This is a genomic window from Mesorhizobium sp. DxT (assembly GCF_058448885.1).
Genome location: NZ_JBZFLJ010000005.1, coordinates 215,123 through 239,269 on the forward strand (window position 1 = coordinate 215,123; position 24,147 = coordinate 239,269).

27 protein-coding genes are annotated in these 24,147 nt (G+C 64.2%); 8 read left to right on the forward strand and 19 right to left on the reverse strand.

From position 1 onward, the window contains the following. Positions 1-4: 4 nt before the first annotated feature. From ACVJNE_RS11860 to ACVJNE_RS11945, 18 genes are all read right to left on the reverse strand, one after another. Positions 5-625, reverse strand: a complete 621-nt coding sequence (locus tag ACVJNE_RS11860; protein WP_499565782.1) for an NADH-quinone oxidoreductase subunit J — start codon at positions 623-625, stop codon at positions 5-7. Between the two features lie 125 nt (positions 626-750). After that, complete coding sequence (gene nuoI, locus ACVJNE_RS11865; protein WP_173191169.1) at positions 751-1,242, reverse strand: NADH-quinone oxidoreductase subunit NuoI; 492 nt, start codon at positions 1,240-1,242, stop codon at positions 751-753. Positions 1,243-1,245: 3 nt separating this feature from the next. Next, complete coding sequence (locus ACVJNE_RS11870; RefSeq protein ID WP_499565784.1) at positions 1,246-1,437, reverse strand: hypothetical protein; 192 nt, start codon at positions 1,435-1,437, stop codon at positions 1,246-1,248. Then, a complete protein-coding gene (nuoH, locus tag ACVJNE_RS11875) occupies positions 1,434-2,483 on the reverse strand; it encodes an NADH-quinone oxidoreductase subunit NuoH (protein WP_173191167.1) in 1,050 nt (349 codons plus the stop codon). Before nuoH ends, ACVJNE_RS11870 begins: the two co-directional genes overlap by 4 nt. Before the next feature lie 12 nt (positions 2,484-2,495). Further along, on the reverse strand, positions 2,496-4,577 hold the full coding sequence (gene nuoG, locus ACVJNE_RS11880) for an NADH-quinone oxidoreductase subunit NuoG (RefSeq protein WP_499565786.1): 2,082 nt from the start codon (positions 4,575-4,577) through the stop codon (positions 2,496-2,498). A gap of 69 nt (positions 4,578-4,646) precedes the next feature. Then, entirely contained in the window at positions 4,647-5,240 is a 594-nt protein-coding gene (locus tag ACVJNE_RS11885) for a helix-hairpin-helix domain-containing protein (RefSeq protein WP_499565788.1), read from the reverse strand. A gap of 67 nt (positions 5,241-5,307) precedes the next feature. Continuing rightward, positions 5,308-6,612, reverse strand: coding sequence for an NADH-quinone oxidoreductase subunit NuoF (nuoF, locus tag ACVJNE_RS11890; RefSeq protein ID WP_499565790.1), 1,305 nt, complete (start codon positions 6,610-6,612; stop codon positions 5,308-5,310). An 11-nt stretch (positions 6,613-6,623) separates the two neighbouring features. Beyond that, on the reverse strand, positions 6,624-7,880 hold the full coding sequence (locus ACVJNE_RS11895) for an NADH-quinone oxidoreductase subunit E (RefSeq protein ID WP_499565792.1): 1,257 nt from the start codon (positions 7,878-7,880) through the stop codon (positions 6,624-6,626). Continuing rightward, on the reverse strand, positions 7,880-9,070 hold the full coding sequence (locus ACVJNE_RS11900) for an NADH-quinone oxidoreductase subunit D (protein WP_499565794.1): 1,191 nt from the start codon (positions 9,068-9,070) through the stop codon (positions 7,880-7,882). Before ACVJNE_RS11900 ends, ACVJNE_RS11895 begins: the two co-directional genes overlap by 1 nt. Further along, positions 9,070-9,369, reverse strand: a complete 300-nt coding sequence (locus ACVJNE_RS11905) for a hypothetical protein (RefSeq protein WP_499565796.1) — start codon at positions 9,367-9,369, stop codon at positions 9,070-9,072. The genes ACVJNE_RS11900 and ACVJNE_RS11905 overlap by 1 nt, the downstream gene beginning before the upstream one ends. Positions 9,370-9,381: 12 nt before the next feature. Next, positions 9,382-9,987, reverse strand: a complete 606-nt coding sequence (locus ACVJNE_RS11910) for an NADH-quinone oxidoreductase subunit C (RefSeq protein ID WP_444692032.1) — start codon at positions 9,985-9,987, stop codon at positions 9,382-9,384. 10 nt (positions 9,988-9,997) lie between these two features. Then, positions 9,998-10,579 carry a NuoB/complex I 20 kDa subunit family protein gene (locus ACVJNE_RS11915; RefSeq protein WP_173191155.1) on the reverse strand — a complete coding sequence of 194 codons (582 nt, stop codon included), beginning with the start codon at positions 10,577-10,579 and terminating at the stop codon, positions 9,998-10,000. Continuing rightward, complete coding sequence (locus tag ACVJNE_RS11920; RefSeq protein ID WP_173191153.1) at positions 10,570-10,935, reverse strand: NADH-quinone oxidoreductase subunit A; 366 nt, start codon at positions 10,933-10,935, stop codon at positions 10,570-10,572. Before ACVJNE_RS11920 ends, ACVJNE_RS11915 begins: the two co-directional genes overlap by 10 nt. Before the next feature lie 263 nt (positions 10,936-11,198). Next, on the reverse strand, positions 11,199-11,708 hold the full coding sequence (locus ACVJNE_RS11925; protein ID WP_499565799.1) for a tyrosine phosphatase family protein: 510 nt from the start codon (positions 11,706-11,708) through the stop codon (positions 11,199-11,201). Between the two features lie 43 nt (positions 11,709-11,751). After that, positions 11,752-12,000 carry a ParB N-terminal domain-containing protein gene (locus ACVJNE_RS11930; RefSeq protein ID WP_499565801.1) on the reverse strand — a complete coding sequence of 83 codons (249 nt, stop codon included), beginning with the start codon at positions 11,998-12,000 and terminating at the stop codon, positions 11,752-11,754. A gap of 116 nt (positions 12,001-12,116) precedes the next feature. Next, positions 12,117-12,446, reverse strand: coding sequence for a hypothetical protein (locus ACVJNE_RS11935; RefSeq protein WP_499565803.1), 330 nt, complete (start codon positions 12,444-12,446; stop codon positions 12,117-12,119). A 77-nt stretch (positions 12,447-12,523) separates the two neighbouring features. After that, complete coding sequence (locus ACVJNE_RS11940) at positions 12,524-13,576, reverse strand: aldo/keto reductase (RefSeq protein WP_499565805.1); 1,053 nt, start codon at positions 13,574-13,576, stop codon at positions 12,524-12,526. A 103-nt stretch (positions 13,577-13,679) separates the two neighbouring features. Beyond that, positions 13,680-14,222, reverse strand: coding sequence for a DUF421 domain-containing protein (locus ACVJNE_RS11945; RefSeq protein ID WP_499565807.1), 543 nt, complete (start codon positions 14,220-14,222; stop codon positions 13,680-13,682). Positions 14,223-14,378: 156 nt separating this feature from the next. Between ACVJNE_RS11945 and pncB the strand changes: the two genes are divergently transcribed. From pncB to ACVJNE_RS11975, 6 genes are all read left to right on the forward strand, one after another. Then, positions 14,379-15,683, forward strand: coding sequence for a nicotinate phosphoribosyltransferase (pncB, locus tag ACVJNE_RS11950; RefSeq protein WP_368802928.1), 1,305 nt, complete (start codon positions 14,379-14,381; stop codon positions 15,681-15,683). A 151-nt stretch (positions 15,684-15,834) separates the two neighbouring features. Continuing rightward, positions 15,835-16,827 carry an ABC transporter ATP-binding protein gene (locus ACVJNE_RS11955; protein ID WP_499565963.1) on the forward strand — a complete coding sequence of 331 codons (993 nt, stop codon included), beginning with the start codon at positions 15,835-15,837 and terminating at the stop codon, positions 16,825-16,827. Further along, entirely contained in the window at positions 16,817-17,830 is a 1,014-nt protein-coding gene (locus tag ACVJNE_RS11960) for an ABC transporter ATP-binding protein (protein ID WP_499565809.1), read from the forward strand. The genes ACVJNE_RS11955 and ACVJNE_RS11960 overlap by 11 nt, the downstream gene beginning before the upstream one ends. Positions 17,831-17,976: 146 nt before the next feature. Next, positions 17,977-19,683 carry a peptide ABC transporter substrate-binding protein gene (locus ACVJNE_RS11965; protein WP_499565811.1) on the forward strand — a complete coding sequence of 569 codons (1,707 nt, stop codon included), beginning with the start codon at positions 17,977-17,979 and terminating at the stop codon, positions 19,681-19,683. A gap of 109 nt (positions 19,684-19,792) precedes the next feature. Next, positions 19,793-20,806: an ABC transporter permease gene (locus ACVJNE_RS11970; protein WP_499565813.1), complete on the forward strand. Its 1,014-nt coding sequence runs from the start codon at positions 19,793-19,795 to the stop codon at positions 20,804-20,806. Further along, positions 20,799-21,746: an ABC transporter permease gene (locus ACVJNE_RS11975; RefSeq protein WP_499565815.1), complete on the forward strand. Its 948-nt coding sequence runs from the start codon at positions 20,799-20,801 to the stop codon at positions 21,744-21,746. Before ACVJNE_RS11970 ends, ACVJNE_RS11975 begins: the two co-directional genes overlap by 8 nt. A gap of 13 nt (positions 21,747-21,759) precedes the next feature. Here the strand turns inward: ACVJNE_RS11975 and ACVJNE_RS11980 are convergent, their stop codons facing one another. After that, entirely contained in the window at positions 21,760-22,590 is an 831-nt protein-coding gene (locus ACVJNE_RS11980; protein ID WP_499565817.1) for an aldo/keto reductase, read from the reverse strand. A 90-nt stretch (positions 22,591-22,680) separates the two neighbouring features. Here ACVJNE_RS11980 and ACVJNE_RS11985 point away from each other — a divergent pair, with 90 nt between their 5' ends. Beyond that, positions 22,681-23,661 (forward strand): heparan-alpha-glucosaminide N-acetyltransferase, encoded by a 981-nt coding sequence (locus ACVJNE_RS11985; RefSeq protein ID WP_499565819.1) that lies wholly within the window; start codon positions 22,681-22,683, stop codon positions 23,659-23,661. Further along, entirely contained in the window at positions 23,658-24,134 is a 477-nt protein-coding gene (locus ACVJNE_RS11990; protein ID WP_368802920.1) for a methyltransferase family protein, read from the forward strand. The genes ACVJNE_RS11985 and ACVJNE_RS11990 overlap by 4 nt, the downstream gene beginning before the upstream one ends. Positions 24,135-24,147 lie beyond the last annotated feature (13 nt).

The window sequence follows — 24,147 nt, forward strand, 5'->3', positions numbered from 1 at the left end:
ACACTCAGAGTCCCTTGCCCGTCTCGACCTTCTTGACCTCGATCGAGGTCTGCGGCGTGCGCCGCACCTGCGCGCCGATGTCCTGGCGCTTGACGCCCGGCTTGTGGCGCAGGGTCAGCACGATGGCGCCGATCATGGCGACCAGCAGCACGAGACCCGCGATCTGGAAGAAGTAGATGTAATCCGTGTAGAGGATGTCGCCGAGCGCGGCGGTGTTGTGCCGCTCGGCAAGCGCCGGTTTCGGCCGCGCGATCTCGCTCGCCAGCTCCGGCGTAAAGGTGTAGCCGCCCAGCACGATGATCAGCTCAGCCGCGAGGATGAGGCCGACCATGGCGCCCACCGGCGCATATTGCAGGGCGCCCTGCTTCAGCTCGACGAAATCGACGTCGAGCATCATCACCACGAACAGGAACAGCACGGCCACCGCGCCGACATAGACGACCAGCAGGATGACGGCGAGGAACTCCGCGCCCGTCAGCAGGAAGAGCGCTGCCGCGTTGAAGAACGTCAGGATCAGGTAGAGCACGGAGTGCACGGGGTTGCGGGCCGAGATGACCATGAAGGCCGCCGCGACCGCGATGAAGGCGAAAAGATAAAAGAATATCGCCTCGAGTCCTGTCAGCATGGGTTCCCCCGGTTCCTTTCAAGAGCGGGCGTGGCGCCCTGCCCCTCTCCGGTCGCGCCCGCCTCCGGGCCGCGAATCCGCGTGTCTCTTAGACGAGCCGCCCCGGCGCGTCCACTCGTGACGCCCTATCGATAGGGCGCATCCACTTCCAGATTGCGCGCGATCTCGCGCTCCCACCGGTCGCCATTGGCGAGCAGCTTGTCCTTGTCGTAGTAAAGTTCCTCGCGCGTCTCCGTCGCGAACTCGAAGTTCGGCCCCTCGACGATGGCGTCGACCGGGCAGGCTTCCTGGCAGAAGCCGCAATAGATGCATTTCACCATGTCGATGTCGTAGCGCACCGTGCGGCGCGTGCCGTCGTTGCGGCGCGGCCCGGCCTCGATGGTGATCGCCTGCGCCGGGCAGATCGCCTCGCAGAGCTTGCAGGCGATGCAGCGTTCCTCGCCGTTGGGATAGCGGCGCAGCGCGTGCTCGCCACGGAAACGCGCCGAGACAGGCCCCTTCTCGTTGGGATAGTTCAGCGTCGCCTTGGGCGCGAAGAACTGCCGCATCGAGAGGAAGAAGGCCCCGACGAATTCGGCCAGGAGCAGCGATTTGGCGGCTTGTGCGAGAGCGGACATTTCCTATTCTCCAGCAAAAAGAGAGCCGGCGAACCAGCCCACGATCGGCATCAGCACGATCTGGACGATGCCGGAAACGGTGAGCGCGCGCTTCGTCTCTGGAAGCTCGACCCTGCCGGCGAGCACGCGCATGAAGATCATGCTCGCCACGCCAAGCAGCAGTCCGATGAAGGCGCCTGTCAGGCTCGCGCTCATGCGACCATCAGCTCCCAGACCTTGAGGAAGGTGGCGGTCGCGACGACCATGAACAGGGAGATAGGCAGGAACACCTTCCAGCCAAGGCGCATGAGCTGGTCGTAGCGGTAGCGTGGCACGAATGCCTTCACCATCGCGAACATGAAGAACATCATGCAGACCTTGAGCACGAACCAGATGACGCCCGGCACCCAGGTGAACGGCGCGAAATCGAACGGCGGCAGCCAGCCTCCCAGGAACAGGATCGTGGCCAGCGCACACATCAGCACGATGGCGACGTATTCGCCGAGGAAGAACAGCAGGAACGGCGTCGACGAATATTCGATCATGTGGCCGGCGACGAGTTCCGACTCGGCCTCCACAAGGTCGAAGGGCGGGCGGTTCGTCTCGGCCAGCGCCGAGATGAAGAAGATGACGAACATCGGGAACAGCGCCAGCCAGTGCCAGTCGAGGAACGAGTTGGGCAGCCCGATGGTGGTACCGAGGCCGTCGCGCTGCGCAAGCACGATGTCGGTCAGGTTCAGCGAACCCACGCACAAAAGAACGGTGACGATGACGAAGCCGATCGAGACTTCATAAGACACCATCTGCGCGGCCGAACGCAGCGCGCCGAGGAACGGATATTTCGAGTTCGACGCCCAGCCGCCCATGATGACGCCATAGACCTCTAGCGACGAGATGGCGAAGACGTAGAGGATGCCGATATTGACCGTCGCGATCGCCCAGCCCTCGGAGACGGGGATCACCGCCCAGGCCGAAATCGCCAGCACTGCCGAGACCAGCGGCGCGAGCAGGAAAACGCCCTTGTTGGCGCCCGACGGGATCACCGGCTCCTTGAAGACGAACTTCAACAGGTCGGCGAAGGCCTGCAGCAGGCCCCACGGGCCGACCACGTTGGGGCCGCGGCGAAGCTGCACGGCAGCCCAGATCTTGCGGTCGGCGTAAAGCAGATAGGCGACAAGGATCAACAGGACGACGATCAGCAGGACCGACTTGCCCAGGATGATGAGTGCCGGCAGCACGTAATATGCGAAAAAGGATTCCATCAGTCCCCGCCCCTACTCGGCCGCCTGCTTGAAGCCGCCCTTCGCCAAAGCCGAGCATTCGGCCATGACGGCCGAGGCCCGGGCGATCGGGTTCGTCAGATAGAAGTCTTTTACCGGCGACGCAAACGGCGTCTTGGAAAGCCTTCCGGGCTTCTTCACGAGTGCCGCGATCTCGCCCGGCGCGCCGGCCGCGATCTCGTCGATGCCCGCGAAATGCGGGAAGTCCTCGTAGAGCTTCGCGCGAAGCTGCGGCAGCGAATCGAAGGGCAGCTTGTGGCCCAGAACGTCGGAAAGCGCGCGCAGGATCGCCCAGTCTTCCTTGGCGTCTCCCGGCGCGAAGCCGGCGCGGTTCGTCATCTGCACGCGGCCCTCGACGTTCACATAGGTGCCCGACTTCTCGGTATATGTCGCGCCCGGCAGGATCACGTCGGCGCGGTGCGCGCCGGCATCGCCGTGGCTGCCCACATAGACGGTGAAGGCATTGCCGATCGCGTTCATGTCGAGCTCGTCGGCGCCGAGCAGGAACAGCACGTCGAGCGCGCCCATCATGGCGGAGGCGTCCTTGCCGCCCTCACCCGGCACGAAGCCGAGGTCTAGCCCACCAACGCGCGCGGCGGCCGTGTGGAGCACAGCAAAGCCGTTCCAATCATCGGACACTGCCTGAACGTCGGTTGCGATCTTCGCTGCCAGCGACAGCACCGAAGCGCCGTCGGAACGCGCCAACGCACCCTGGCCGACGATGATGAGCGGGCGCTTCGCCTTCTTCAGCACCGAGAGGAACTTGATCGAGCCGTCGGCGAGTTGGGCAAGCGTTTCGGAACCTGCGCCCAGCATCTCGTAGTCGTAGCGCAGGTCGCCGACATCGCCGATCACGCCAACCGGCAGATCGCCGGCGCGCCAGCGCTTGCGGATCCGCGTGTTGAGCACCGAGGCCTCGAAGCGAGGATTGGCGCCGATGATGAGCACGGCGTCGGCGGCCTCGATGCCGTCGATCGTCGGGTTGAAGATGTAGCTCGAGCGGCCGGCTGCCGGGTCAAGCGCGGCACCGTCCTGGCGGCAGTCGATATTGGCCGAGCCCAGCGAGCCCATCAGCAGCTTCAGCGCGTACATTTCCTCGACGGTCGCCAGATCGCCGGCGATCGCGCCGATCCTGTCGCCGGAGGACTTCGACACCGCGTCCCGGATCGCCGCGAAGGCTTCCGGCCAGCTTGCCGGCTGCAGGCGGCCATCCCTGCGGATATAGGGCCGGTCGAGGCGCTGCGAGCGCAGCCCGTCCCAGATGAAGCGGGTCTTGTCGGAGATCCACTCCTCGTTCACCTGCTCGTTGACGCGCGGCATGATGCGCATCACCTCGCGACCGCGCGTGTCGACGCGGATCGCCGAGCCGACGGCGTCCATCACGTCGATGGATTCGGTCTTGGTCAGCTCCCACGGCCGCGCCTGGAACGCATAGGGCTTGGAGGTCAGCGCGCCGACCGGGCACAAGTCGATCACGTTGCCCTGCAGCTCGGAGGTCATGGCCTCCTCGAGATAGGTTGTGATCTCGGCATCCTCGCCACGGCCGATCAGGCCAAGCTCGGAGATTCCAGCGACTTCCGTCGTAAACCTCACGCAACGCGTGCAGTGGATGCAGCGCGTCATGATCGTCTTGACCAGCGGGCCGATATACTTGTCTTCCACCGCGCGCTTGTTCTCGTGGTAGCGCGAGGCATCGACGCCGAACGCCATCGCCTGGTCCTGCAGGTCGCATTCGCCGCCCTGGTCGCAGATCGGGCAGTCGAGCGGATGGTTGATGAGCAGGAACTCCATCACGCCTTCGCGGGCCTTCTTGACCATCGGCGTGTTGGTGAAGACTTCCGGCGGCTCGCCGTTCGGGCCGGGGCGCAGGTCGCGCACGCCCATGGCGCAGGAGGCTGCCGGCTTCGGCGGCCCGCCCTTCACCTCGACGAGGCACATGCGGCAGTTGCCGGCGATCGACAGCCGCTCGTGGAAGCAGAAGCGCGGCACTTCTGCGCCCGCCTCTTCCGCTGCCTGCAACAGCGTGTAGTGATCGGGAACCTCGATCTCTTTGCCGTCTACCTTCAGTCTAGCCATATCGCCTCAACCCCGCGGAATATCCGCAATCCTTGCTTTGGGCACCGCGTCCGGCACCGCAATCTTTCGTCACGCGCCTGCCGAAAGCGCCTTCGCCTGCCCGACCCAGTCGTCGCGGCCGATGCGGCCGGCAAATCCCAGATGATCGTCCAGCCAGGCAAGCTCCGCCGGCTGCAACGCGGCCACCTGGCCGTATGTCCAGATGCCGAGTTCGTTCAGCACCTTTTCCAGCTTCGGCCCAATCCCGCCGATCGCCTTGAGGTCGTCCGGCTGCGCCGGCTTCTCCATCGGTGCCGGCTTTCCTGCCGGAGCCTTGGCCGCTTGAGCAACCTTGCGCGCCGGGGCCTTCGCCTTGGCGATAGTCGCAGGCTTCCTGTCCTGCGCCGGCCGCGACACGACGAGCTTGAGCGGAGCCGGCTTCGCAGCAGGACGCGGCGCGGGCAGCGCTTCGGCGGAGAGCCCCTGCATCAGCCGCTGCGAGGCTTCCGCTGCGCCGGCCATCGCCGCCAGCCACATGCCCATCGCCTGGCCCGCGAGGCCGAATCCGAGCGCGCCCATGGCGGCAGCACCCGCGAACGGATGCGCCATCAGGTTGACAGCACCCGCGATCTCCTGCGGCATGGCGGCATCGTAGGCCGTTGTGGTTTCCTGGCTCTTGCTCATCTCAGGCATCGTTCCGTTGGGCGTCCCCGTCTTGCCGGTCGCACCCTGCGTCAGGCCGTTTCCCTTGTTACTCCGCCGCGACCAGCGCCGGCTCGGCGCGGTGGGCGTTGCGTGTGAACTCGTCTATCCGCCGCTCGATCTCCGGGCGGAAATGCCGGATCAGGCCCTGGATCGGCCAGGCCGCGGCATCGCCGAGCGCGCAGATCGTATGGCCCTCGACCTGCTTGGTCACATCGAGCAGCATGTCGATCTCCCGCTTCTGCGCCTCGCCACGCACCAGGCGCTCCATCACGCGCCACATCCAGCCGGTGCCCTCGCGGCACGGCGTGCACTGGCCGCAGCTCTCATGCTTGTAGAAGTAGCTGAGCCGCGCGATCGCCTTCACGATGTCGGTCGACTTGTCCATGACGATCACGGCCGCCGTGCCGAGGCCCGACTTCAGGTCGCGCAGCGCGTCGAAATCCATCGGCGTGTCGATGATCTCGGCAGCAGGCACCAGTGGCACCGACGAGCCGCCCGGGATGACCGCCAGCAGATTGTCCCAGCCGCCGCGAATGCCGCCGCAATGCTTGTCGATCAGCTCGCGAAACGGGATCGACATCGCCTCCTCGACCGTGGTCGGCGTGTTGACGTGGCCCGATACGCAGAACAGCTTGGTGCCGACATTGTTCGGTCGGCCGAACGACGAGAACCACGAAGCGCCGCGCCGCAGGATGGTGGGCGCAACCGCGATCGACTCGACGTTGTTGACGGTCGTCGGGCAGCCATAGAGGCCGACATTGGCCGGGAATGGCGGCTTCAGGCGCGGCTGGCCCTTCTTGCCTTCGAGGCTCTCAAGCAGCGCGGTTTCCTCGCCGCAGATATAGGCGCCGGCGCCGTGATGAACGTAGACTTCGAAATCCCAGCCGTTCTTGTTGTTCTTGCCCAGCAGGCCGGCGTCATAAGCCTCATCGATAGCGCGCTGCAGCGCCTCGCGCTCGCGGATGAACTCGCCGCGAACATAGATGTAGGCCGCGTGCGCGCCCATGGCGAAGCCCGCGATCAGGCAGCCTTCGACCAGCGTGTGCGGGTCGTGGCGCAGGATCTCGCGGTCCTTGCAGGTGCCGGGCTCGGATTCGTCGGCATTGACGACGAGATAATGCGGACGCCCGTCGGTTTCCTTGGGCATGAACGACCATTTCAGGCCGGTCGGGAAGCCTGCGCCGCCGCGACCGCGCAGGCCGGACGCCTTCATCTCGTTGATGATCCAGTCGCGGCCCTTGTCGATCAGCGCCTTGGTGTCGTCCCAATGCCCGCGACGCATCGCGCCGGCCAGCGAATTATCGAACTGGCCGTAGATGTTGGTGAAGATGCGGTCCTTGTCCTGAAGCATCTCTAACCCCCTTAGCGCGGCTTCTTGCCGAAGACGCGGATGTATTCGGCCTCACCGCCCTTGGCGAGCGCCTTGGCCTGTTTCACCCAGTCGTCGCGGTCGATCCGGCCCTTGAACCTAAGATAGCCGTCGACCCAGTCGCGTTCGGCCTTCTTCCACGACGCAACCTGCGCGTAGGTGTAGATGCCGAGCCCGTTGAGAACACCTTCGAGCTTCGGGCCGACGCCCGAGATCAGCTTGAGGTCATCGGGCTGGGCCGGACGCTCAACCGCAGCCGGCCGGTTCCTGTCTTCCAGCGACGGCGCCGCGGCCGCTTCGGTCTTGGCGGCCGGTTTGCCCTTCTTGGTCTCCGGGGCCTTGAAGGCGGACGCCGCATCGGCGTGCTTGTCCGGATGCGTGCGCCCCTTGTCGGTCTTTTCGACCGCAGGTTCGGCCTTATTGGCGGCTGCCTTATTCTCCTTCGGCGCCTTGACGCTGGCAGCCTTCTCGCCGTTTGCGCTCGCCTTGACCTTCGACGGCGACTTGATCGCCGGGTTCGTCTCGGGAGCGTCCGTCTTCGGCTTGGCCGCCTGCGTCGGCGGCACCTGGTTTGCTTCCGCCTTCTGCGACTTGGCGGCGGTCTTCGCGGCCTTGTCGCGGGTCGACTTCAGCACAGCCTGCTCGTCGGCCAGCGAGGTCAGGCCGGATTGCGGTGCCGAGAAGGTGCGGCCGTTCTGCGGGCCGGTCGGCACGGAAGCGCCCTTGCCTGCTTCAAACTCGTCGATGATCTCGGCCAGCCGCTCGGGCGTCAGGTCCTCATAGGCGTCCTTGAAGATCATCACCATCGGCGCGTTCACGCAGGCGCCGAGGCATTCCACTTCTTCCCAGGACAGCGTGCCGTCTTCGTTGGTGTGGAACTGCTCGGCATGGATCTTCGAGCGGCAGACATCCATCAGCGCTTCGGAGCCGCGCAGCATGCAGGGCGTCGTGCCGCAGACCTGCACATGGGCGCGGGTGCCCACCGGCTTCAACTGGAACTGCGTATAGAACGTCGCGACCTCAAGCACGCGGATATAGGGCATGTCCAGCATGTCGGCGACATGCTCGATGGCCGAGCGCGTCACCCAGCCGTCCTGCTCCTGCGCGCGCATGAGCAAGGGTATGACGGCCGACTGCTGCCGACCAACCGGATATTTCTTGATGGTTTGCTTGGCCCACGCCGTGTTCGCCTTGTTGAAGGCGAAGCTGGCTGGCTGGACGCTGGCTTCTGCGAGACGGCGGACTGACATTAACGATCGACCTCACCAAACACGATGTCGATGGATCCGAGGATAGCGGAGACGTCGGCCAGCATGTGGCCCTTGCACAGGAAATCCATCGCCTGGAGATGCGCGAAGCCGGGTGCCCGCAGCTTGCAGCGATACGGCTTGTTGGTGCCGTCGGAGACCAGATAGACGCCGAACTCGCCCTTGGGGGCCTCGACTGCGGCATAAACCTCGCCGGCTGGTACGCGATAACCCTCGGTGTAGAGCTTGAAGTGGTGGATCAGCGCTTCCATCGAGCGCTTCATTGCCGCCCGCTTCGGCGGCACGACCTTGCCGTCGGTGGTTGAGACCGGCCCAACCTTTTCCTTGCCCAGCAGCAGGTCGACGCACTGGCGAATGATCCTTGCCGACTGGCGCATCTCTTCCATGCGGATGAGATAGCGGTCGAAACAGTCGCCGTTCTTGCCGATCGGCACGTCGAAATCCATCTCGGCGTAGCATTCGTAGGGCTGCGACTTGCGCAGGTCCCAGGCAGCGCCCGAGCCGCGCACCATCACACCGGAAAAGCCAAGCGCCCAGGCGTCTTCCAGCGACACGACGGCGATATCGACGTTACGCTGTTTGAAGATACGGTTGCCGGTCAGGAGATCGTCGAGATTGTCTACGGTCTTCAGGAACGGATCGATCCAGTCGCCGATGTCCTGGACGAGCTTTTCGGGCAGATCCTGGTGAACGCCGCCGGGGCGGAAATAGGCGGCATGCATGCGCGAGCCCGAGGCGCGCTCGTAGAAGACCATAAGCTTCTCGCGCTCTTCGAAGCCCCACAGCGGCGGGGTCAGCGCACCAACGTCCATGGCCTGCGTCGTCACATTGAGGATGTGCGACATGATGCGGCCGATCTCGCTATAGAGCACGCGGATGATCTGCCCGCGCTTCGGCACTTCGATGCCCAGCAGCCGCTCGGTCGCCAGCGCGAAGGCGTGCTCCTGGTTCATCGGCGCGCAGTAGTCGAGCCGGTCGAGATACGGCACCGCCTGCAGATAGGTCTTGTGCTCGATCAGCTTCTCGGTGCCGCGATGCAGCAGGCCGATATGCGGATCGGCGCGGTCCACCACCTCGCCGTCCAGCTCCAGCACGAGGCGCAGCACGCCGTGCGCGGCCGGATGCTGCGGGCCGAAATTGATATTGAAATTGCGAACGGCGGTTTCAGCCATCAGCGATCACCAAGCCTATCCAAGTTATTGCCGCGACGCTCCCTGAGGAACGTGCCGACCAGCAGGGGCACGAAGAACAGCAGCACCAGAACGACGGTCACTCCGTCAAAAGAAACCGGGTTCTGCCGCCCCTGATTGAAAGTGCAGGCCACAAAAAATACCGGAAGCAGCAGCAACACGAACACGGCCCAACCCAGCCCAGCGTACATCCCACGCATGTAACCGGCCATCCAGCCACCCGTGGCTATCAGCGCCACAGCCACTACCGTTCCGATTGCTTCTGAGATCGTGAAGTTCATAGCTTCCCGGCCTCAGTTCGGCTTCGCTTTTTCGTCACCGGGCAGCACGTAGTCGGTGCCTTCCCAGGGCGAAAGAAAATCGAAATTGCGGAATTCCTGCTTCAGTTCGACAGGCTCGTAGACCACGCGCTTTACCTCGTCGTCGTAACGCACCTCGACGAAGCCCGTCAGCGGGAAATCCTTGCGCAGCGGGTGCCCCTCGAAACCGTAATCGGTCAAGATGCGGCGCAGCTCCGGGTGACCGGAAAACAGGATACCGTATAGGTCGTAGGCCTCGCGTTCGAACCAGTCCGCGCCGGGATAGACGGCGGTCGCCGACGGCACCGCCGTGTCCTCGTCTGTCGCCACCTTCACGCGGATGCGCAGGTTCTGGTGCGGCGAAAGCAGGTGATAGACGACGTCGAAGCGCTTCTCGCGCATCGGATAGTCCGCGCCGCTGATGTCGATGAACGACACGAAGCGGCACTGCACGTCGTCGCGCAGGAAGGTCAGCACGGAGACGATGTCGGCGCCATCGACGTCGACGGTCAGCTCGCCATAGGCAACCGTAGCGCCCTTGATCTTGGCGCCGAGACGCTCGGTGACATGGCCTGCAAGGTCATTGAGAGCTTCGCTCATCTTTAGCCTCTCAGCGCTCGATCGTGCCGGTGCGGCGGATCTTCTTCTGCAGGAGAAGAATGCCGTAGAGCAGCGCTTCGGCCGATGGCGGGCAGCCGGGCACATAGATGTCCACCGGCACCACGCGGTCGCAGCCGCGCACCACCGAATAGGAATAGTGATAGTAGCCGCCGCCATTGGCGCACGAGCCCATCGAGATGACGTAGCGCGGCTCCGGCATCTGGTCGTAAACCTTGCGCAGCGCCGGCGCCATCTTGTTGGTCAGTGTGCCGGCGACGATCATCACGTCCGACTGGCGCGGTGAGGCGCGCGGCGCGATTCCGAAGCGCTCGCTGTCGTAGCGCGGCATCGCCGAGTGGATCATCTCCACGGCGCAGCAGGCCAGGCCGAAGGTCATGTACATCAGCGAGCCGGTACGCGCCCAGGTGATCAGCGCCTCCGACGAGGTTACGAGAAACCCCTTGTCGGAAAGCTCCGCGTTGATCTCGCCGAAGAAAACGTCATCCGCGCCGACGGGCTTGCCGGTGTTCGGATCGATGATGCCCTTGGGCTTCGGCGCCACGAGGGTGGAGGAGCCGTCGTTCAATCCCATTCCAGCGCTCCCTTCTTCCATTCATAGATGAAGCCGATGGTCAGCACGCCCAGGAAGACGAGCATGGACCAGAAGCCAAGCCAGCCGATCTCGCCGAACGAGACGGCCCAGGGAAACAGGAAAGCCACTTCGAGGTCGAAGATGATGAAGAGAATCGCGACCAGATAGAAGCGGATGTCGAACTTCATGCGCGCGTCGTCGAAGGCGTTGAAGCCGCATTCGTAGGCCGAAAGCTTTTCAGGATCCGGATTGCGATACGCCACGAGGAACGGCGCGACGATCAGCGCCAGCCCCACGACGAGCGCGACGCCGATGAAAATCACGATGGGCAAATATGAACTGAGAAGTTCGCTCATGGTCGTTTTCCGTTGGCCGTCGCCCGGCCAAGTCTATAGCACCGAACCGGGACAGTACCGCGACAAATTCTCCGGCGAAGCCCGGTGCGGCAAAGGCTTGTTGCAACGCGGCGAGGGTTAGCGCAGGCGTTCCCGCGAAGCAAGTCAAACATTGGCCCGATTTGCATGCGTCTCGAATGCTGAACACAGCGTTCATACAGACGGTTACGCTAAGGAAAGCCGACAATCCGCCAGGCCGCGCCGTCAGGCGCGCCACACAGGCTTCAGCGGTCGACAGGCAGTGCGAATGGGGTTCCCTCGAAGGCATCGGCACCACGCCCTATCGCCTCGATGGCCGAAATCATCCGACCGTTGCGACCGAGTATCGCATCCGCATGGCGCACCAGCCGCGCATTGGGCGTAGCCGAAGGTGAGAGCTGACGCAGGGTCCAGGCGAGTTCGCCTTCGTCGCGCTCTGGATTGAGTGCCGCCGCGGTGATGTAGGCCGACGCGGTCGAACGGCTGATGCCGGCAAAGCAGTTGATCACCAGCGGGGTCGCCCTGTCCCAGCCTCGCACGAAGCCAAGCAGCGTCTCGACATGGTCAAGTGCGGGCGCCACCATCTCCGGATGGTCTTCCACAATGTCGTTCATCGACAGGAACAGGTGATTCGTGGGCACGATGGAAACCGGCCGTTCGAATGGCGTGCCGCCGTTGAGCAGCGTCACCAGTCGCCGCGCGCCTGCGGACGTCACCGTCTCGTCCACCTTCGTCATCGGGCATACATAGATCATTGCATGTCTCGCGCTTCAGCCGCCACGTGTAAGGCTAAGAGTTTCAGTGCCGCCGCGCCTGAACCAGATAGCTGTCGATCGTCGTTTCGCCGAGCCACTTCGCCGCTTCCAGCCGGTGCAGACCCTCCACCAGAACGTAGCGGTTCGTATCCTTGCGCACCTGGATAGGCGTCTTCATGCCATTCTCGAGGATGTCCTCGGCCAGCGACCGGACGGTGTCGGGATGCAGCGTCTTGCGCCTCGCCGTCGGCACGTAGATTTCCGAGATGGCAACCTTCTCGATTCTGAGCATAGATCCTCCGGCCCGGCATGGTCCTTGGTAACCTTGCATTGAATAGGCCTTGTGCGCGGCAATGCCAAGAACCGGGCCAAGAACCGGCCCTCGATCAGCTTCGCTGCCGCGCGTTCTTAGAAACCGCGCGGCGGCACGAACAGGCAGATCGTGGCTCCGTCGTCGCGCCCGGCAACCGAGCACCAGTGAAACACGCCGTCTGGTGACGGCTTCACCCTGCGCGACGTCATCGGAATCACCTCGCCGGTGACCTTGATGACGTAGCCCTCCGGCCGCTCCAGCACCTCTGCGTCCGCCACCTCGCGGCAGTCGTAGTCGGAACAGCAGGAACGCGGATAGGTCCAGCCGCTCTTGGCATCATGAGCGGCTGCAGGGAGGCTGGTCACCGGAAGCAGAAGACCGAGTGCCGCTGCGGTGCGCGGAAGGGGAAGTCCCGAGTAGAACATGGCTGTTCTCCTGAGGTTGCTCCTCCTCCCGAAAATGCTGCGCCCGGGCAGTTAACAAAGACTTAACGCGCTTGCCGTCAGGGGCAAGGGTTGCCGCGCTGCTGGTGGATCGCATCGACGGCCTTCTGCATCTCGTCCGTCCAGGTCACGTCGGCCGAATCGAGCGCCACCTCGAGCTGTGCGATCGAGGTCGCGCCGATGATGTTCGAGGCGACGAACGGACGGTGCGTCACGAAGGCGTTGGCAAACAGCGCAGGCTCCATGCCGAACTCGCGCGCCAGCGCGTTGTATGCCTTGTGTGCCTCGGCTGCACCCGGCGTCTCGTAACGCTGCAGCCGGTCGAAGAGCTGCTTGCGCGAACCTTCAGGCAACGCGCCGTCGTCGTATTTGGCCGTCAGGTAGCCCTGCGCCAGCGGCGAATAGGCAAGCAGGCCCACATCCTCGCGATCGCACACCTCGGCCAGGTTCACCTCGAAGGTGCGGTTGACCAGATTATAAGCGTTCTGGAGCGAGACGACGCGCGGACCTGCCCCCTTCTCCGCTTCGGCAACGAACTTCATCACGCCCCAAGCGCTTTCGTTGGAAAGCCCGAGATGTCCGATCTTGCCCGCCTTCACCAGTTCATCGAATACGGCCAGCGTCTCGGCGACCGGCGTCTCGTCGACGGCGCGCTCGGCAGGCCACTTGCCCACCCGCGTCGGGCTCGATCCCCACGGCACCAGCCTGTCGGGAAAATGGATCTGGTAGAGATCGACATGATCGGTCTGCAGCTTCTGCAGCGACTTGTCGATGGCATCCATGATGTCGGCGCGCACCAGTTTCGAAGGGCGCCCTCCCCTGAACCACTCGTTGGCCGTGCGGCCGACAACCTTCGTCGCCAGCACGACCTTGTCGCGATTGCCGCGCGCCTTCATCCAGTTGCCGATGTAGCGCTCGGTGCGCCCTTGCGTCTCCGCCTTGGGCGGGATCGGGTAGAGTTCCGCTGTATCGATGAAATTCACGCCGCGATCGAGCGCCAGGTCGAGCTGGGCGTGGCCCTCGGCTTCCGTGTTCTGCTCGCCGAAGGTCATGGTGCCGAGGCAGATTCTCGACACAAAAATATCCGTACGGCCAAGCCTGCGCTTTTCCATGGTCAAATGCTCCGCATTCTGTCGTCAGGGGGAACCGGACGCGGATGCGCCCTTTCGGCGGTATTCTAGCCCGAATCCGCCGAGGCACAATAGCAGCGCGGCCTCAGTCGGCGCCGGGGAAGGTCGAAACACCATGTGCCTCGGTCGCACGGCGGCGGAACACGCTCAAATGGCCCGACGGCTCGAACCAGGCGGATTCGACTTCGCCGGTGTGGCGGATACCGGCCTGCCTCAGCAGCGAAAACAGCTCGCGTTTCGTCAGCGCGCCCGCGCCCAGCCGGTCTTCGCAAACCTCGCCGTTGTCGACCACCAGCAGCGGTTGGCCCTCAAGCCGGTGTTCCAGCCTTCTGTGTCGATTGAGCAGCGTCGTGGTGAGGCGATGCAGCAGGATCACGACGGTGATCGCGGCAATTCCGTGCAGCAGTGCTACGTCCGGGTAGATCATCGGGTCGCCGGCGGCCGAACCCACCGCGATGACCAGCACGAACTCGAACGGTCCGATCTGTCCGATGCCGCCCTTGCCGACAAGGCGGGCCAGGAAGATCGTGTAGACGTACATGACGACCGTCCTGAAGACGATCTCGATGAAAAAGAAGAGCGTGGCGGTGTCCGCCTCCCCGAAGAATATGCGGTGAAGTTCCTGCATGAGCGTGCCTCGAAACGCCCCCGAACGAAACGGGCAAGCATATGTCGCGGTTCCGCGCATCTCTGGCGCAAACGATCCTCAACGCGCCCGCATTGACAAGGCAGTCTCCTTGGGGTCCGCTCGCACCAGCAAGCGCCATCGCAATCGAGACTGCACATGCCCAAGACAGACATTGCCCGCAGGGTCTACAACCACACCTGGAAGCTCGACCCGATCGTGCGCAGCCTGCTCGACACGGATTTCTACAAGCTCTTGATGCTGCAGATGATCTGGGGGCTGTACCGGGACGTCGACGCCACGTTCTCGCTCATAAACCGGACCAAATCCGTGCGGCTTGCCGACGAGATCGACGAGCAGGAGCTGCGCGCGCAGCTCGACCATGCGCGCACGCTGCGCTTCACCAAGAAGGAAATGATCTGGCTGGCCGGCAACACCTTCTACGGCCGCAAGCAGATCTTCGAGCCGGATTTCCTGACCTGGCTGGAAGGCTTCAGGCTGCCGGAATACGAGCTGTCGAAGCGCGACGGCCAGTATGAGCTGCATTTCCATGGCCGCTGGCACGACACCACCATGTGGGAGATTCCAGCGCTCGCCATCATCAACGAGTTGCGCTCGCGCGTTGCCCTGCGTTCGATGGGGCCGTTTGCGCTCGACGTCACCTATGCTCGCGCGAAGGCCCGGGTGTGGGAGAAGGTAGAGCGGCTCAAGAAGCACCCCGAGATCCGCATCTCGGACTTCGGCACGCGGCGGCGTCACTCCTTCCTTTGGCAGCGCTGGTGTGTGGAAGCGCTCAAGGAGGGCATCGGCGAATCCTTTACCGGCACCTCGAACGTGCTGCTCGCCATGGATACCGACCTCGAGGCGCTCGGAACAAACGCCCACGAACTCCCGATGGTGCTGGCGGCGCTGACCAACAGCGACGCCGAACTGCGCGCCTCGCCCTACAAGGTACTGCAGGCATGGCAGACCTATTACGGCGGCAACCTGCTGATCGTGCTGCCCGACGCGTTCGGCACGGCCTCGTTCCTGCGCGATGCACCCGACTGGGTGGCCGACTGGACGGGCTTCCGGCCAGACAGCGCGCCGGCGATCGAGGGCGGCGAACGCATCGTCCAGTGGTGGCGCGAGCGCGGCCGCGATCCGGCCGAGAAGCTGCTGATCTTTTCCGACGGGCTCGACGTCGACACCATCGAGAAGGCGTTTCAGCATTTCCGCGGCAAGGTGCGCATGGCGTTTGGCTGGGGAACCAACCTCACCAACGATTTCGAGGATTGCGCGCCGGCCCATAATGATGCGCTTCGCGCCATCTCGCTCGTCTGCAAGGTCACCAGCGCCAATGGCCGCCCGGCCGTGAAGCTCTCCGACAACCCGGAAAAGGCGACGGGCGACAAGGACGAAATAGCGCGCTATCTCAAGGTTTTCGGTGAGGAAGCTCGCGTCCGCCAGCCGGTCCTTGTGTGAACCGAAGGGGCCATTTGTGCAGCTTTTGTGCATTTGCAGCCGCTGCACATTTACTGTCTTGAAAAGTCGGAATCCAAGTGGTCAGATGCGTCCCCAACGATAAAGGGGAACGCGCCGCAACGTCGGCGCAGCAATTTGGCAGGGTGTTCCAATCGCGCACGTATTGGAAGTCTCCGACCTTAAGACCGTCTTTCGCACGCATGATGGTGTGATCCACGCGGTCAACGGAATCAGCTTCAGTCTCGACGAAGGCGAGTTGCTTGCCGTCGTCGGCGAGAGCGGTTCGGGCAAGAGCGTGGCGATGATGTCGCTGATGCAGCTCCTGCCGATGCCGCCTGCCCGCATCGCCGACGGCAGCGTGATGTTCCAGGATCAGGACCTCGTGCAGCTCGGCGCCTCCGAGATCCGGCAGGTGCGCGGCGCGCGGATCGGCTTCGTGTTCCAGGACCCGATGACGTCCCTCAACCCGGTCTTCACGGTCGGCTACCAGATCATGGAGCCGCTGCGCGAGCATATGGGGCTCAGCAAAAAACAGGCCCGGCAGCGCGCGATCGAACTGCTCGACCTCGTCGGCATCCCCGCAGCGGCGAAGCGCATCGACGATTATCCGCACCAGTTCTCGGGCGGCATGCGCCAGCGCGTGGTGATCGCCATCGCGCTCGCCTGCGACCCCAAGGTGCTGATCGCCGACGAGCCGACGACGGCGCTCGACGTCACGGTGCAGGCGCAGATCCTCGAACTGGTGCGCGACCTGCGCCAGAAGCTTGGCATGGCGATCATCTGGATCACCCACGATCTCGGCGTCGCGGCCGGCATCGCCGACCGGGTCATCGTCATGTATGGCGGGCTGGTGGTCGAGCACGCGCCGGTGGAAGACCTCTTCGCCACGCCCCAGCATCCTTATACGCGTGCCCTGCTCGACTCGCTGCCGGGCCGGCACGACACCGACGAACGCCTGCGCTCGATCGGCGGCCAGCCGCCGCTGCTATTGGCCGAGCCCGCCTCGTGCCCTTTCGCGCCGCGCTGCAGCCACGCCTTCGACCGCTGCTGGCAGGAGAACCCGCGTCTCCTAGAGATCGCGACAGGTCACGATGTCGCCTGCTGGTGGGACCCCGAAACCGGAGGGCAGCGCGATGGCCGTTGATCTCGCCGAGCGGCCGGGCGCATCCAGCCCTGAAACACAACCGCTCGTCCGGGTCGAGGACCTGCTGCTGCATTTCCCCGTCTACAAGGGCCTGCTGCGCCGGCAGGTCGGCGCCGTGCGGGCAGTGGACGGGCTGACCTTCGACATACGCCGGGGCGAGACCCTCGGGCTCGTCGGGGAAAGTGGCTGCGGCAAGTCGACAACCGGGAGAACGCTCCTGCGTCTCTACCGCGCCAGCGGCGGGCGCATCCTCTTCGAAGGGCAGGACATTGCCGAACTGGAAGGCGAGCGGCTGCGGCGCATGCGGCCGCGCATGCAGATGATCTTCCAGGACCCGCAGGCATCGCTCAACCCGCGTATGACGGTCGGCTCGATCATCGCGGAGCCGCTCATCGAGCATGGCGTCCACAAAGCCGAAGCCCGCAGGGCAAAGGTCCGCGAGCTTCTGGACGCCGTCGGCCTCAACCCCGACTACGTCAACCGCTATCCCCACGAGTTCTCCGGTGGCCAGCGCCAGCGCATCGGCATCGCCCGCGCGCTGGCGCTCGACCCGGATTTCATCGTCTGCGACGAACCGATCGCCGCGCTCGACGTCTCGATCCAGGCGCAGGTGGTCAACCTGCTCAAGGATCTGCAGAAGAAGCTTGGCCTCACCTACCTGTTCATCAGCCACGATCTCTCGATGGTGAAGCACATCGCCGACCGCGTGGCGGTGATGTATCTCGGCAAGATCGTCGAGCTTGCCGATGTCAAGACGCTGTTTTCGTCGCCCAAGCACCCCTACACCAAGGCCTTGTTGTCTGCCGTTCCGGTGCCCGACCCCACGGTCGAGGCCAGCCGCCAGCGTATCCTGCTGACGGGCGACATACCCGATCCAGCCAATCCGCCTGCCGGCTGCAAGTTCTGCACGCGCTGCCCGGAGGCGATCGACAGGTGTTTTTCGGAGGAGCCGGCGTGGCGGGAGGTCGATCCCGGCCGCCACGTCGCCTGCCACCGTGCATAGGGAAGGAGGACGACAGACCAATTGCCAATGCCGCACTTTCGTGCGGAAATGAATGCATCCACCGATCCGGCTGTTGCTATGGGAGTTGCACGCCGGGCCGAAAGCAAAACCAAGAAAACCAACAAGATGCGTAAGGGGAAGCAGACATGAAAAGGTTCACCGCATTGGCGGCCGGCACGGCCGTCGCGCTGGCGCTCGGCGCCGCGAGCGCTCAGGCCGAACGGGGCTCCGACGGCCACCTCAATATTCTCTACTGGCAGGCCGTCTCGATCCTCAATCCGTTCCTTTCCGGCGGCACCAAGGACGTCGAGGGATCGTCCATGGTGATCGAACCGCTGGCCAAATACGACGAGGCCGGCAACATGGTGCCCGCGCTGGTCGACGAGATTCCGACCGTCGAGAACGGCGGCGTTTCGGAAGATCTGAAGTCGATCACGTGGAAGATCACACCGGGCCTTCTGTGGTCCGACGGAACGCCTTTCACGGCGCATGACGTCGTCTTCACAGCCGAATATTGCATGCATCCCGATGGCGGCTGCCAGCAGCTCGAGAAACTCACCGATGTCGAGAAGGTCGAGGCGATCGACGATCTGACGGTTAAGGTCACCTTCTCGGTGCCGAAGCCGTTCCCCTACGGCCCCTTCGTCGGCGCTGAATCGCCGATCATCCAGAAGGCGCAGTTCGAGAACTGCCTTGGGCCGCGTGCGCCCGAGTGCACCGAGCAGAATTTCGGCCCGCACGGCACAGGCGCCTTTCGCGTGACCGAATTCCGCGCCAACGACGTCGTGTCCTTCGAGGCCAACCCGCACTATCGCGACGCCGCCAAGCCCGCCTTCGCCACGGCGACGCTCAAGGGCGGCGGCGACGCCGCATCGGCCGCGCGCTCGGTGCTGGAGACCGGCGAATTCGACTATGCGTGGAACCTGCAGGTCGAACCCGAGATCCTCGACCAGATGGCGGCTGCCGGCCGCGGTGTCGTGGTTTCATCCTATGGCACTTCGGTCGAGCGTATCGAGGTCAACTGGACGGACCCATCGCCGGACAAGGGCGACGTCCGATCCACCAAGGAGGCCGGCGTCCATCCGTTCCTGAGCGATCCGGCCGTCCGGAAAGCACTGTCGATCGCGATCGACCGCGACATTCTCGTTGAAGCCGGTTACGGCGCCAGCGGTCAGCCGACTTGCAACATTCTGCCAGCACCGGAGCTCTATGCCTCCACAGGCGCGAACTGGTGCCTCAAGCAGGACGTCGAGGAGGCCAACAGGCTGCTTGACGAAGCCGGCTGGGAGCGTGGCGGCGACGGTATCCGCGCCAAGGACGGCGTGCGCCTGTCGCTCCTCTACCAGACGTCGACCAACTCCGTCCGTCAGGCCACCCAGGCGCTGGTCAAGGATATGTGGCAGCAGATCGGTGTCGAAACCGAACTGCGCAACGTGGACGCAGCGGTGTTCTTCGGTGGTGACCCTGCCAGCCCGGACACCTTCCAGAAGTTCTACGCCGACGTGGAGATGTACACCAACAACTTCCCGGGCACCGATCCCGAGCGCTACATGTCGAGCTGGCTCTGCAGCGACATTCCCAGCCCGAAGAACGGCTGGCTGGGCAACAACATCCCCCGTTTCTGCTCCGACGAATATGACGCACTCGTCGGCCAGATGGCCGAAACGGCCGAGCTCGAGGCACGCGGCGAAATGGCCAAGAAGATGAACGACATCCTCTCCAACGAGGGCGCGCTCATCCCGCTTATCCACCGCGGCGACGTGTCCGCGCATTCGGTTACGCTCGAAGGCGTGCGGATGAACTCGTGGGACTCCGAACTCTGGAACGTGGCCGACTGGACACGCGCCAAGTAGGCAACCTCTGACGAACCGGTCTTTCGCGGCCCCGCGCCGCGGAAGAACGGATGAAGGCAGCCCAGACGCCGCGCGACCATATCGACGCGGCGCGCCCGGAGCCACACCGATGCTGAACTACACGCTTCGGCGCCTGATGTTCGCTGTGCCGACCCTGCTCGTCATCAGCTTCATCATCTTCGCATTGCTCGACCTCGCGCCGAACGACCCGACCGGCAATCTGCCGCTGACGATCCCACCAGAGGTGCGCCAGCAGATCCGCATTTCGCTCGGTCTCGGCGAACCGTTCCACATTCGCTATCTCTACTGGCTGCACCAGTTCTTCATCAACGAGCCGCTCAATGTCATCGAGCGCATCTTCAACATCGAGATCGGCAATTCCGCCGAGCGGCTCCGCATTCGGTCCTGGGCAACCCGCAGCCCCGTCGTCGACCTCATCGTCGAGCGCCTGCCGCAGACGCTGTGGGTCGTCGGCATGTCCTACGTCGTCGGCATCCTGATCGCCATTCCCGTCGGCATCGTCTCGGCCTACCGGCAATACTCCTGGTTCGACCAGATCGGCACGTTCGTGTCGATGGTGGGCTTTTCGGTCCCGACTTTCTTCACCGGCGTCGTGCTGATCGTCATCTTCAGCGTGAACCTGCAATGGTTCCCGTCGATATACGACACGACGCTGGAGGTCACGAACTGGTCGAGTTTCTGGGCGCAGGTGCGGCAGATGGTGCTGCCAGTCACGGTGCTGGCGCTCTACAACGCCGCGCAGCTCAGCCGCTTCGTGCGAGCCTCCATGCTGGATAACCTCAATCAGGACTACGTGCGCACGGCGCGCGCCAAGGGCATGAAGGAGCGCGTGGTGCTTCTCATACACGTGCTGCGCAACAGCCTGATCCCCGTCGTCACGGTGATCGCTCTCGGCATCCCGACGATCTTCTCGGGCGCCATCATCACGGAACAGATTTTCCGCGTGAACGGCCTCGGGCAGTTGCTCATCATCGCCATCCAGGGCGCGGACATCCCGCTGGTGCAGACGCTCACCTTCATCTTTGCCGTGCTGATCGTGTTCTTCAACCTGATCGCAGACTTGCTCTACGGCATTCTCGACCCGAGGATCCGCTATGAGTGACGCCGTCATCAAGACCCCGCCGCCGAGTGCACCGGGCGCGCCCGGTGCACCGCTTGTTACCAAGCAGCGCACGCTGGCCGCCGATGTGTGGCGGCAGTTCCGTCAGCATCGCGGCGGTGTGGTCGGAGCGATCATCTTCCTGACGATCGTGCTGCTCGTGATCTTCGGCCCGTACATCCACGGCATCGATCCGCAGGCACTCAATGTCCGGGACAAGAACCAGGGCATCTCGCTTACCCACCCGATGGGCACCGACAATCTTGGTCGCGACATGTTCGCCCAGGTGCTGGCCGGCGGTCGCACCTCGCTGTCGGTCGGCATAACGGCGATGCTGCTGTCGCTGTTCGTGGGCACCACCATCGGCGTGGTTGCGGGCTATTTCCGACGAGCGGATGGGCTTCTGATGCGTCTGACCGACCTGTTCCTGGCGCTACCGCTCCTGCCGCTGCTGCTCGTCATCATCATGCTGTTCCGCGACACGCTGCGCGCCGCTTTCGGCCCCGAGACCGGCATCTTCCTGCTGATCGTCTTTGTCATCGGCATCACGAGCTGGATGCAGACGGCCCGTATCGTTCGCGGCGCTGTGCTGTCGGTGAAGGAGCAGGAATTCGTCGTGGCAGCCAAGTCGATCGGCACCCGCGAGCGGCGCATCGTCACCCGTCACATCCTGCCTAACGTGCTGTCGCCGATCATGGTGTCGGCCACGCTCGGCATCGCAACGGCCATCATCACCGAATCGGCGCTCTCCTTCCTCGGCCTCGGCTTTCCGTCCGACTACCCGACCTGGGGCCGGCTGCTTTATGACGGCGTGAACTTCATGGCGATCAACCCGTCTCGCGTCATCTGGCCGGGACTGGCGATCTCGCTGACGGTGCTGTCGATCAACTATATCGGCGACGGCCTGCGCGACGCGCTCGACCCCCGCATCCGCGGCAGGTGATTGTGGGTGCGGCTCAGGCCGCGTCCCACTCGGGCGAGAAGCCGTAGTCGCAGATGCGCAGCCCCTTTCCGCGCAGGGCGGTGATCGCCGCCATCTCCTCATCCGAGAGCCCGAAGTCGAAAATCGCGGCGTTCTCGGCCAGCCGTTCAGGCCTGCTGGTGCACGGGATCGCGACCATGCCGTCCTGCTGGACATGCCAGCGCAGCACGATCTGGCCCGGCGTCTTGTCATGCCGGTCGGCGGCTGCGGTGACGGCAGGTTCGGCAAACAGCGCCCCACCCCTTGCCAGCGGGCAGTAGGCGACCATGGCCATGCCGGCTTGGCGGCAAGCCGCATAGACCTTGCGCTGGTCCAGATAGGGGTGGCTCTCAACCTGGTTGGCGACCAGCGGCGCTTCCGACAGCTCCAGCGCCTGCGCCAGAAGTGCCGTCGGGAAATTCGAGACGCCGATATGCCGCGCCAGCCCGTCGGCGCGGCAACGGTTCAGCGCCGCGACCGTGTCGGCCAGCGAAATTTCCGGGTTCGGCCAGTGGATCAGCAGCAGGTCGACAGCGTCCAGTCCCAGCCGCTTCAGGCTCGCCTCGGCGGAGCGGCTCAGGTCGTCGGGCGCAAGGTCGGTCCACCAGACCTTGGTGGTGACAAACACCGAACCGCGGGTGACGCCCGACGCGCGCAACCCCGCGCCCACTGCCTCCTCATTGCCGTAGGATGCTGCAGTGTCGATATGGCGGTAGCCGACGTCCAGAGCCCGCTCGACGAGCTCGGTACAGGCGCGTCCTTCGAGCGTCCATGTTCCCAGTCCCAGAGCCGGAATGGCAGCGCCGTTCGCGTCCACGCTGTGCATGGCCATCTCCCTTTCGTGCTTGGCGAGCCGCGCGTCTTTCGTGCTATCGGTTGAAGCGGCGGCGGATGGAGTCGAGATAAGGCAAAACTAGTGCAGCGATCGGCAAAGGACAAATCACGCCTCGAGGCAATCGATCTCGCGCGTGGCGTGGCACTGGTTGCCATGGCGATCTACCACCTGGCATGGGATCTCGAATTCTTCGGCTATGCCACCCCCGGCATGACTGCCGAGGGCGGCTGGCGGCTGTTTGCCCGCTCGATCGCATCGTCGTTCCTGTTCTTGGTCGGCGTCAGCCTCTTTCTGGCGCATGCGCGCGGCTTTCGGCGCGGCCCCTTCCTGACAAGGCTCGCGATGGTGGCCGGCGCGGCCGCCGCGATCTCGCTCGTCACCTGGCTGGCGGTCCCCGGAGGCTTCATATTCTTTGGCATCCTGCACCAGATCGCGCTTGCGAGCGTGCTCGGCCTCGCCTTCATGCGCGCCCCCGCATGGGTCGCGATCGTGGTCGGCGTCGCGGTGTTCGCCGCACCGCATTTCCTGCGCTCAACATTCTTCGACCACCCGGCGCTGTGGTGGGTGGGGCTGTCCAGCGTCAATCCGCATTCGAACGACTATGTGCCGCTGTTCCCGTGGTTCGCCGCCGTGCTTTTCGGTATCGCAGCGGCCAAGCTCGCCGCTGCAGCGGGCCTCTTCCAGCGCCTGGGACAGATTTCCCTGTACGAATGGACGCGCCCGCTGCAGTTTTGCGGACGCCACAGCCTTGCCTTCTACCTCATCCACCAGCCGGTGCTGATCGCCTGCGTCTGGCTGTTCTCGCTCATCGCACCGCCTGCGCCGATGGCGGCCGACGTCGCCTTCACACGCGCCTGCACGTCCCAGTGCGAGGAGGCCAGAGGCCAGGAGTTCTGCGCGCTTTATTGCGTCTGTGTGCTGGAGGGTCTCGAAGAGGAGAACCGGCTGGAGGAAATCCACAACCAGACGGCAAGCCCGGAAACCACGCAGCGCTTGCAGGAAATCGTGCAGGAGTGCAGTTTCCAGACGGAATTCGCCGTGCCCGTGGAGGAGCAACCGTGACTGCCGTCGAGACCCGTCCCAACACGCTGCCATGGCCGCCGATCGTTTACGTCGCCGCGGTTGCGGCAGCCATTGTCCTGAACTGGCTGGTTCCGCTCCCCTGGATTCCGGGCCCGCTTGGCGAACTGCTCTTCGCAGTCGGCTGGCTGGTCGTCGGCGGCGCGCTGGCGATCGACATTACGGCCATGCGCACGATGGCGCGCGCCAAAACCACGATCATGCCACACCGCGGCTCCGATCATCTCGTGACCAGCGGGCCGTTCTCGTTTACCCGCAACCCGATCTATCTCGGCAACACCATGCTGATGATCGGCATCGGCCTGATCGCCGGCATCGTCTGGTTCATCCTGCTGGCGCCGGTCGCCGCCTTCGTCACGCAGAAGCTCGCGATCGAACGCGAGGAACGGCACTTGGAGATGCGTTTCGGCAAGAAATACCGCGATTACGCCAAGAAGGTCCGGCGCTGGATCTAACCTGTCGCTGCAA

Excerpts from the sequence above, each read along its gene's own strand:
- ACVJNE_RS11860 (WP_499565782.1), bottom strand. The coding sequence starts at position 625 with ATGCTGACAGGACTCGAGGCGATATTCTTTTATCTTTTCGCCTTCATC.
- nuoI (WP_173191169.1), bottom strand. The coding sequence starts at position 1,242 with ATGTCCGCTCTCGCACAAGCCGCCAAATCGCTGCTCCTGGCCGAATTC.
- ACVJNE_RS11870 (WP_499565784.1), bottom strand. The coding sequence starts at position 1,437 with ATGAGCGCGAGCCTGACAGGCGCCTTCATCGGACTGCTGCTTGGCGTG.
- nuoH (WP_173191167.1), bottom strand. The coding sequence starts at position 2,483 with ATGGAATCCTTTTTCGCATATTACGTGCTGCCGGCACTCATCATCCTG.
- nuoG (WP_499565786.1), bottom strand. The coding sequence starts at position 4,577 with ATGGCTAGACTGAAGGTAGACGGCAAAGAGATCGAGGTTCCCGATCAC.
- ACVJNE_RS11885 (WP_499565788.1), bottom strand. The coding sequence starts at position 5,240 with ATGAGCAAGAGCCAGGAAACCACAACGGCCTACGATGCCGCCATGCCG.
- nuoF (WP_499565790.1), bottom strand. The coding sequence starts at position 6,612 with ATGCTTCAGGACAAGGACCGCATCTTCACCAACATCTACGGCCAGTTC.
- ACVJNE_RS11895 (WP_499565792.1), bottom strand. The coding sequence starts at position 7,880 with ATGTCAGTCCGCCGTCTCGCAGAAGCCAGCGTCCAGCCAGCCAGCTTC.
- ACVJNE_RS11900 (WP_499565794.1), bottom strand. The coding sequence starts at position 9,070 with ATGGCTGAAACCGCCGTTCGCAATTTCAATATCAATTTCGGCCCGCAG.
- ACVJNE_RS11905 (WP_499565796.1), bottom strand. The coding sequence starts at position 9,369 with ATGAACTTCACGATCTCAGAAGCAATCGGAACGGTAGTGGCTGTGGCG.
- ACVJNE_RS11910 (WP_444692032.1), bottom strand. The coding sequence starts at position 9,987 with ATGAGCGAAGCTCTCAATGACCTTGCAGGCCATGTCACCGAGCGTCTC.
- ACVJNE_RS11915 (WP_173191155.1), bottom strand. The coding sequence starts at position 10,579 with ATGGGATTGAACGACGGCTCCTCCACCCTCGTGGCGCCGAAGCCCAAG.
- ACVJNE_RS11920 (WP_173191153.1), bottom strand. The coding sequence starts at position 10,935 with ATGAGCGAACTTCTCAGTTCATATTTGCCCATCGTGATTTTCATCGGC.
- ACVJNE_RS11925 (WP_499565799.1), bottom strand. The coding sequence starts at position 11,708 with ATGATCTATGTATGCCCGATGACGAAGGTGGACGAGACGGTGACGTCC.
- ACVJNE_RS11930 (WP_499565801.1), bottom strand. The coding sequence starts at position 12,000 with ATGCTCAGAATCGAGAAGGTTGCCATCTCGGAAATCTACGTGCCGACG.
- ACVJNE_RS11935 (WP_499565803.1), bottom strand. The coding sequence starts at position 12,446 with ATGTTCTACTCGGGACTTCCCCTTCCGCGCACCGCAGCGGCACTCGGT.
- ACVJNE_RS11940 (WP_499565805.1), bottom strand. The coding sequence starts at position 13,576 with ATGGAAAAGCGCAGGCTTGGCCGTACGGATATTTTTGTGTCGAGAATC.
- ACVJNE_RS11945 (WP_499565807.1), bottom strand. The coding sequence starts at position 14,222 with ATGCAGGAACTTCACCGCATATTCTTCGGGGAGGCGGACACCGCCACG.
- pncB (WP_368802928.1), top strand. The coding sequence starts at position 14,379 with ATGCCCAAGACAGACATTGCCCGCAGGGTCTACAACCACACCTGGAAG.
- ACVJNE_RS11960 (WP_499565809.1), top strand. The coding sequence starts at position 16,817 with ATGGCCGTTGATCTCGCCGAGCGGCCGGGCGCATCCAGCCCTGAAACA.
- ACVJNE_RS11965 (WP_499565811.1), top strand. The coding sequence starts at position 17,977 with ATGAAAAGGTTCACCGCATTGGCGGCCGGCACGGCCGTCGCGCTGGCG.
- ACVJNE_RS11970 (WP_499565813.1), top strand. The coding sequence starts at position 19,793 with ATGCTGAACTACACGCTTCGGCGCCTGATGTTCGCTGTGCCGACCCTG.
- ACVJNE_RS11975 (WP_499565815.1), top strand. The coding sequence starts at position 20,799 with ATGAGTGACGCCGTCATCAAGACCCCGCCGCCGAGTGCACCGGGCGCG.
- ACVJNE_RS11980 (WP_499565817.1), bottom strand. The coding sequence starts at position 22,590 with ATGCACAGCGTGGACGCGAACGGCGCTGCCATTCCGGCTCTGGGACTG.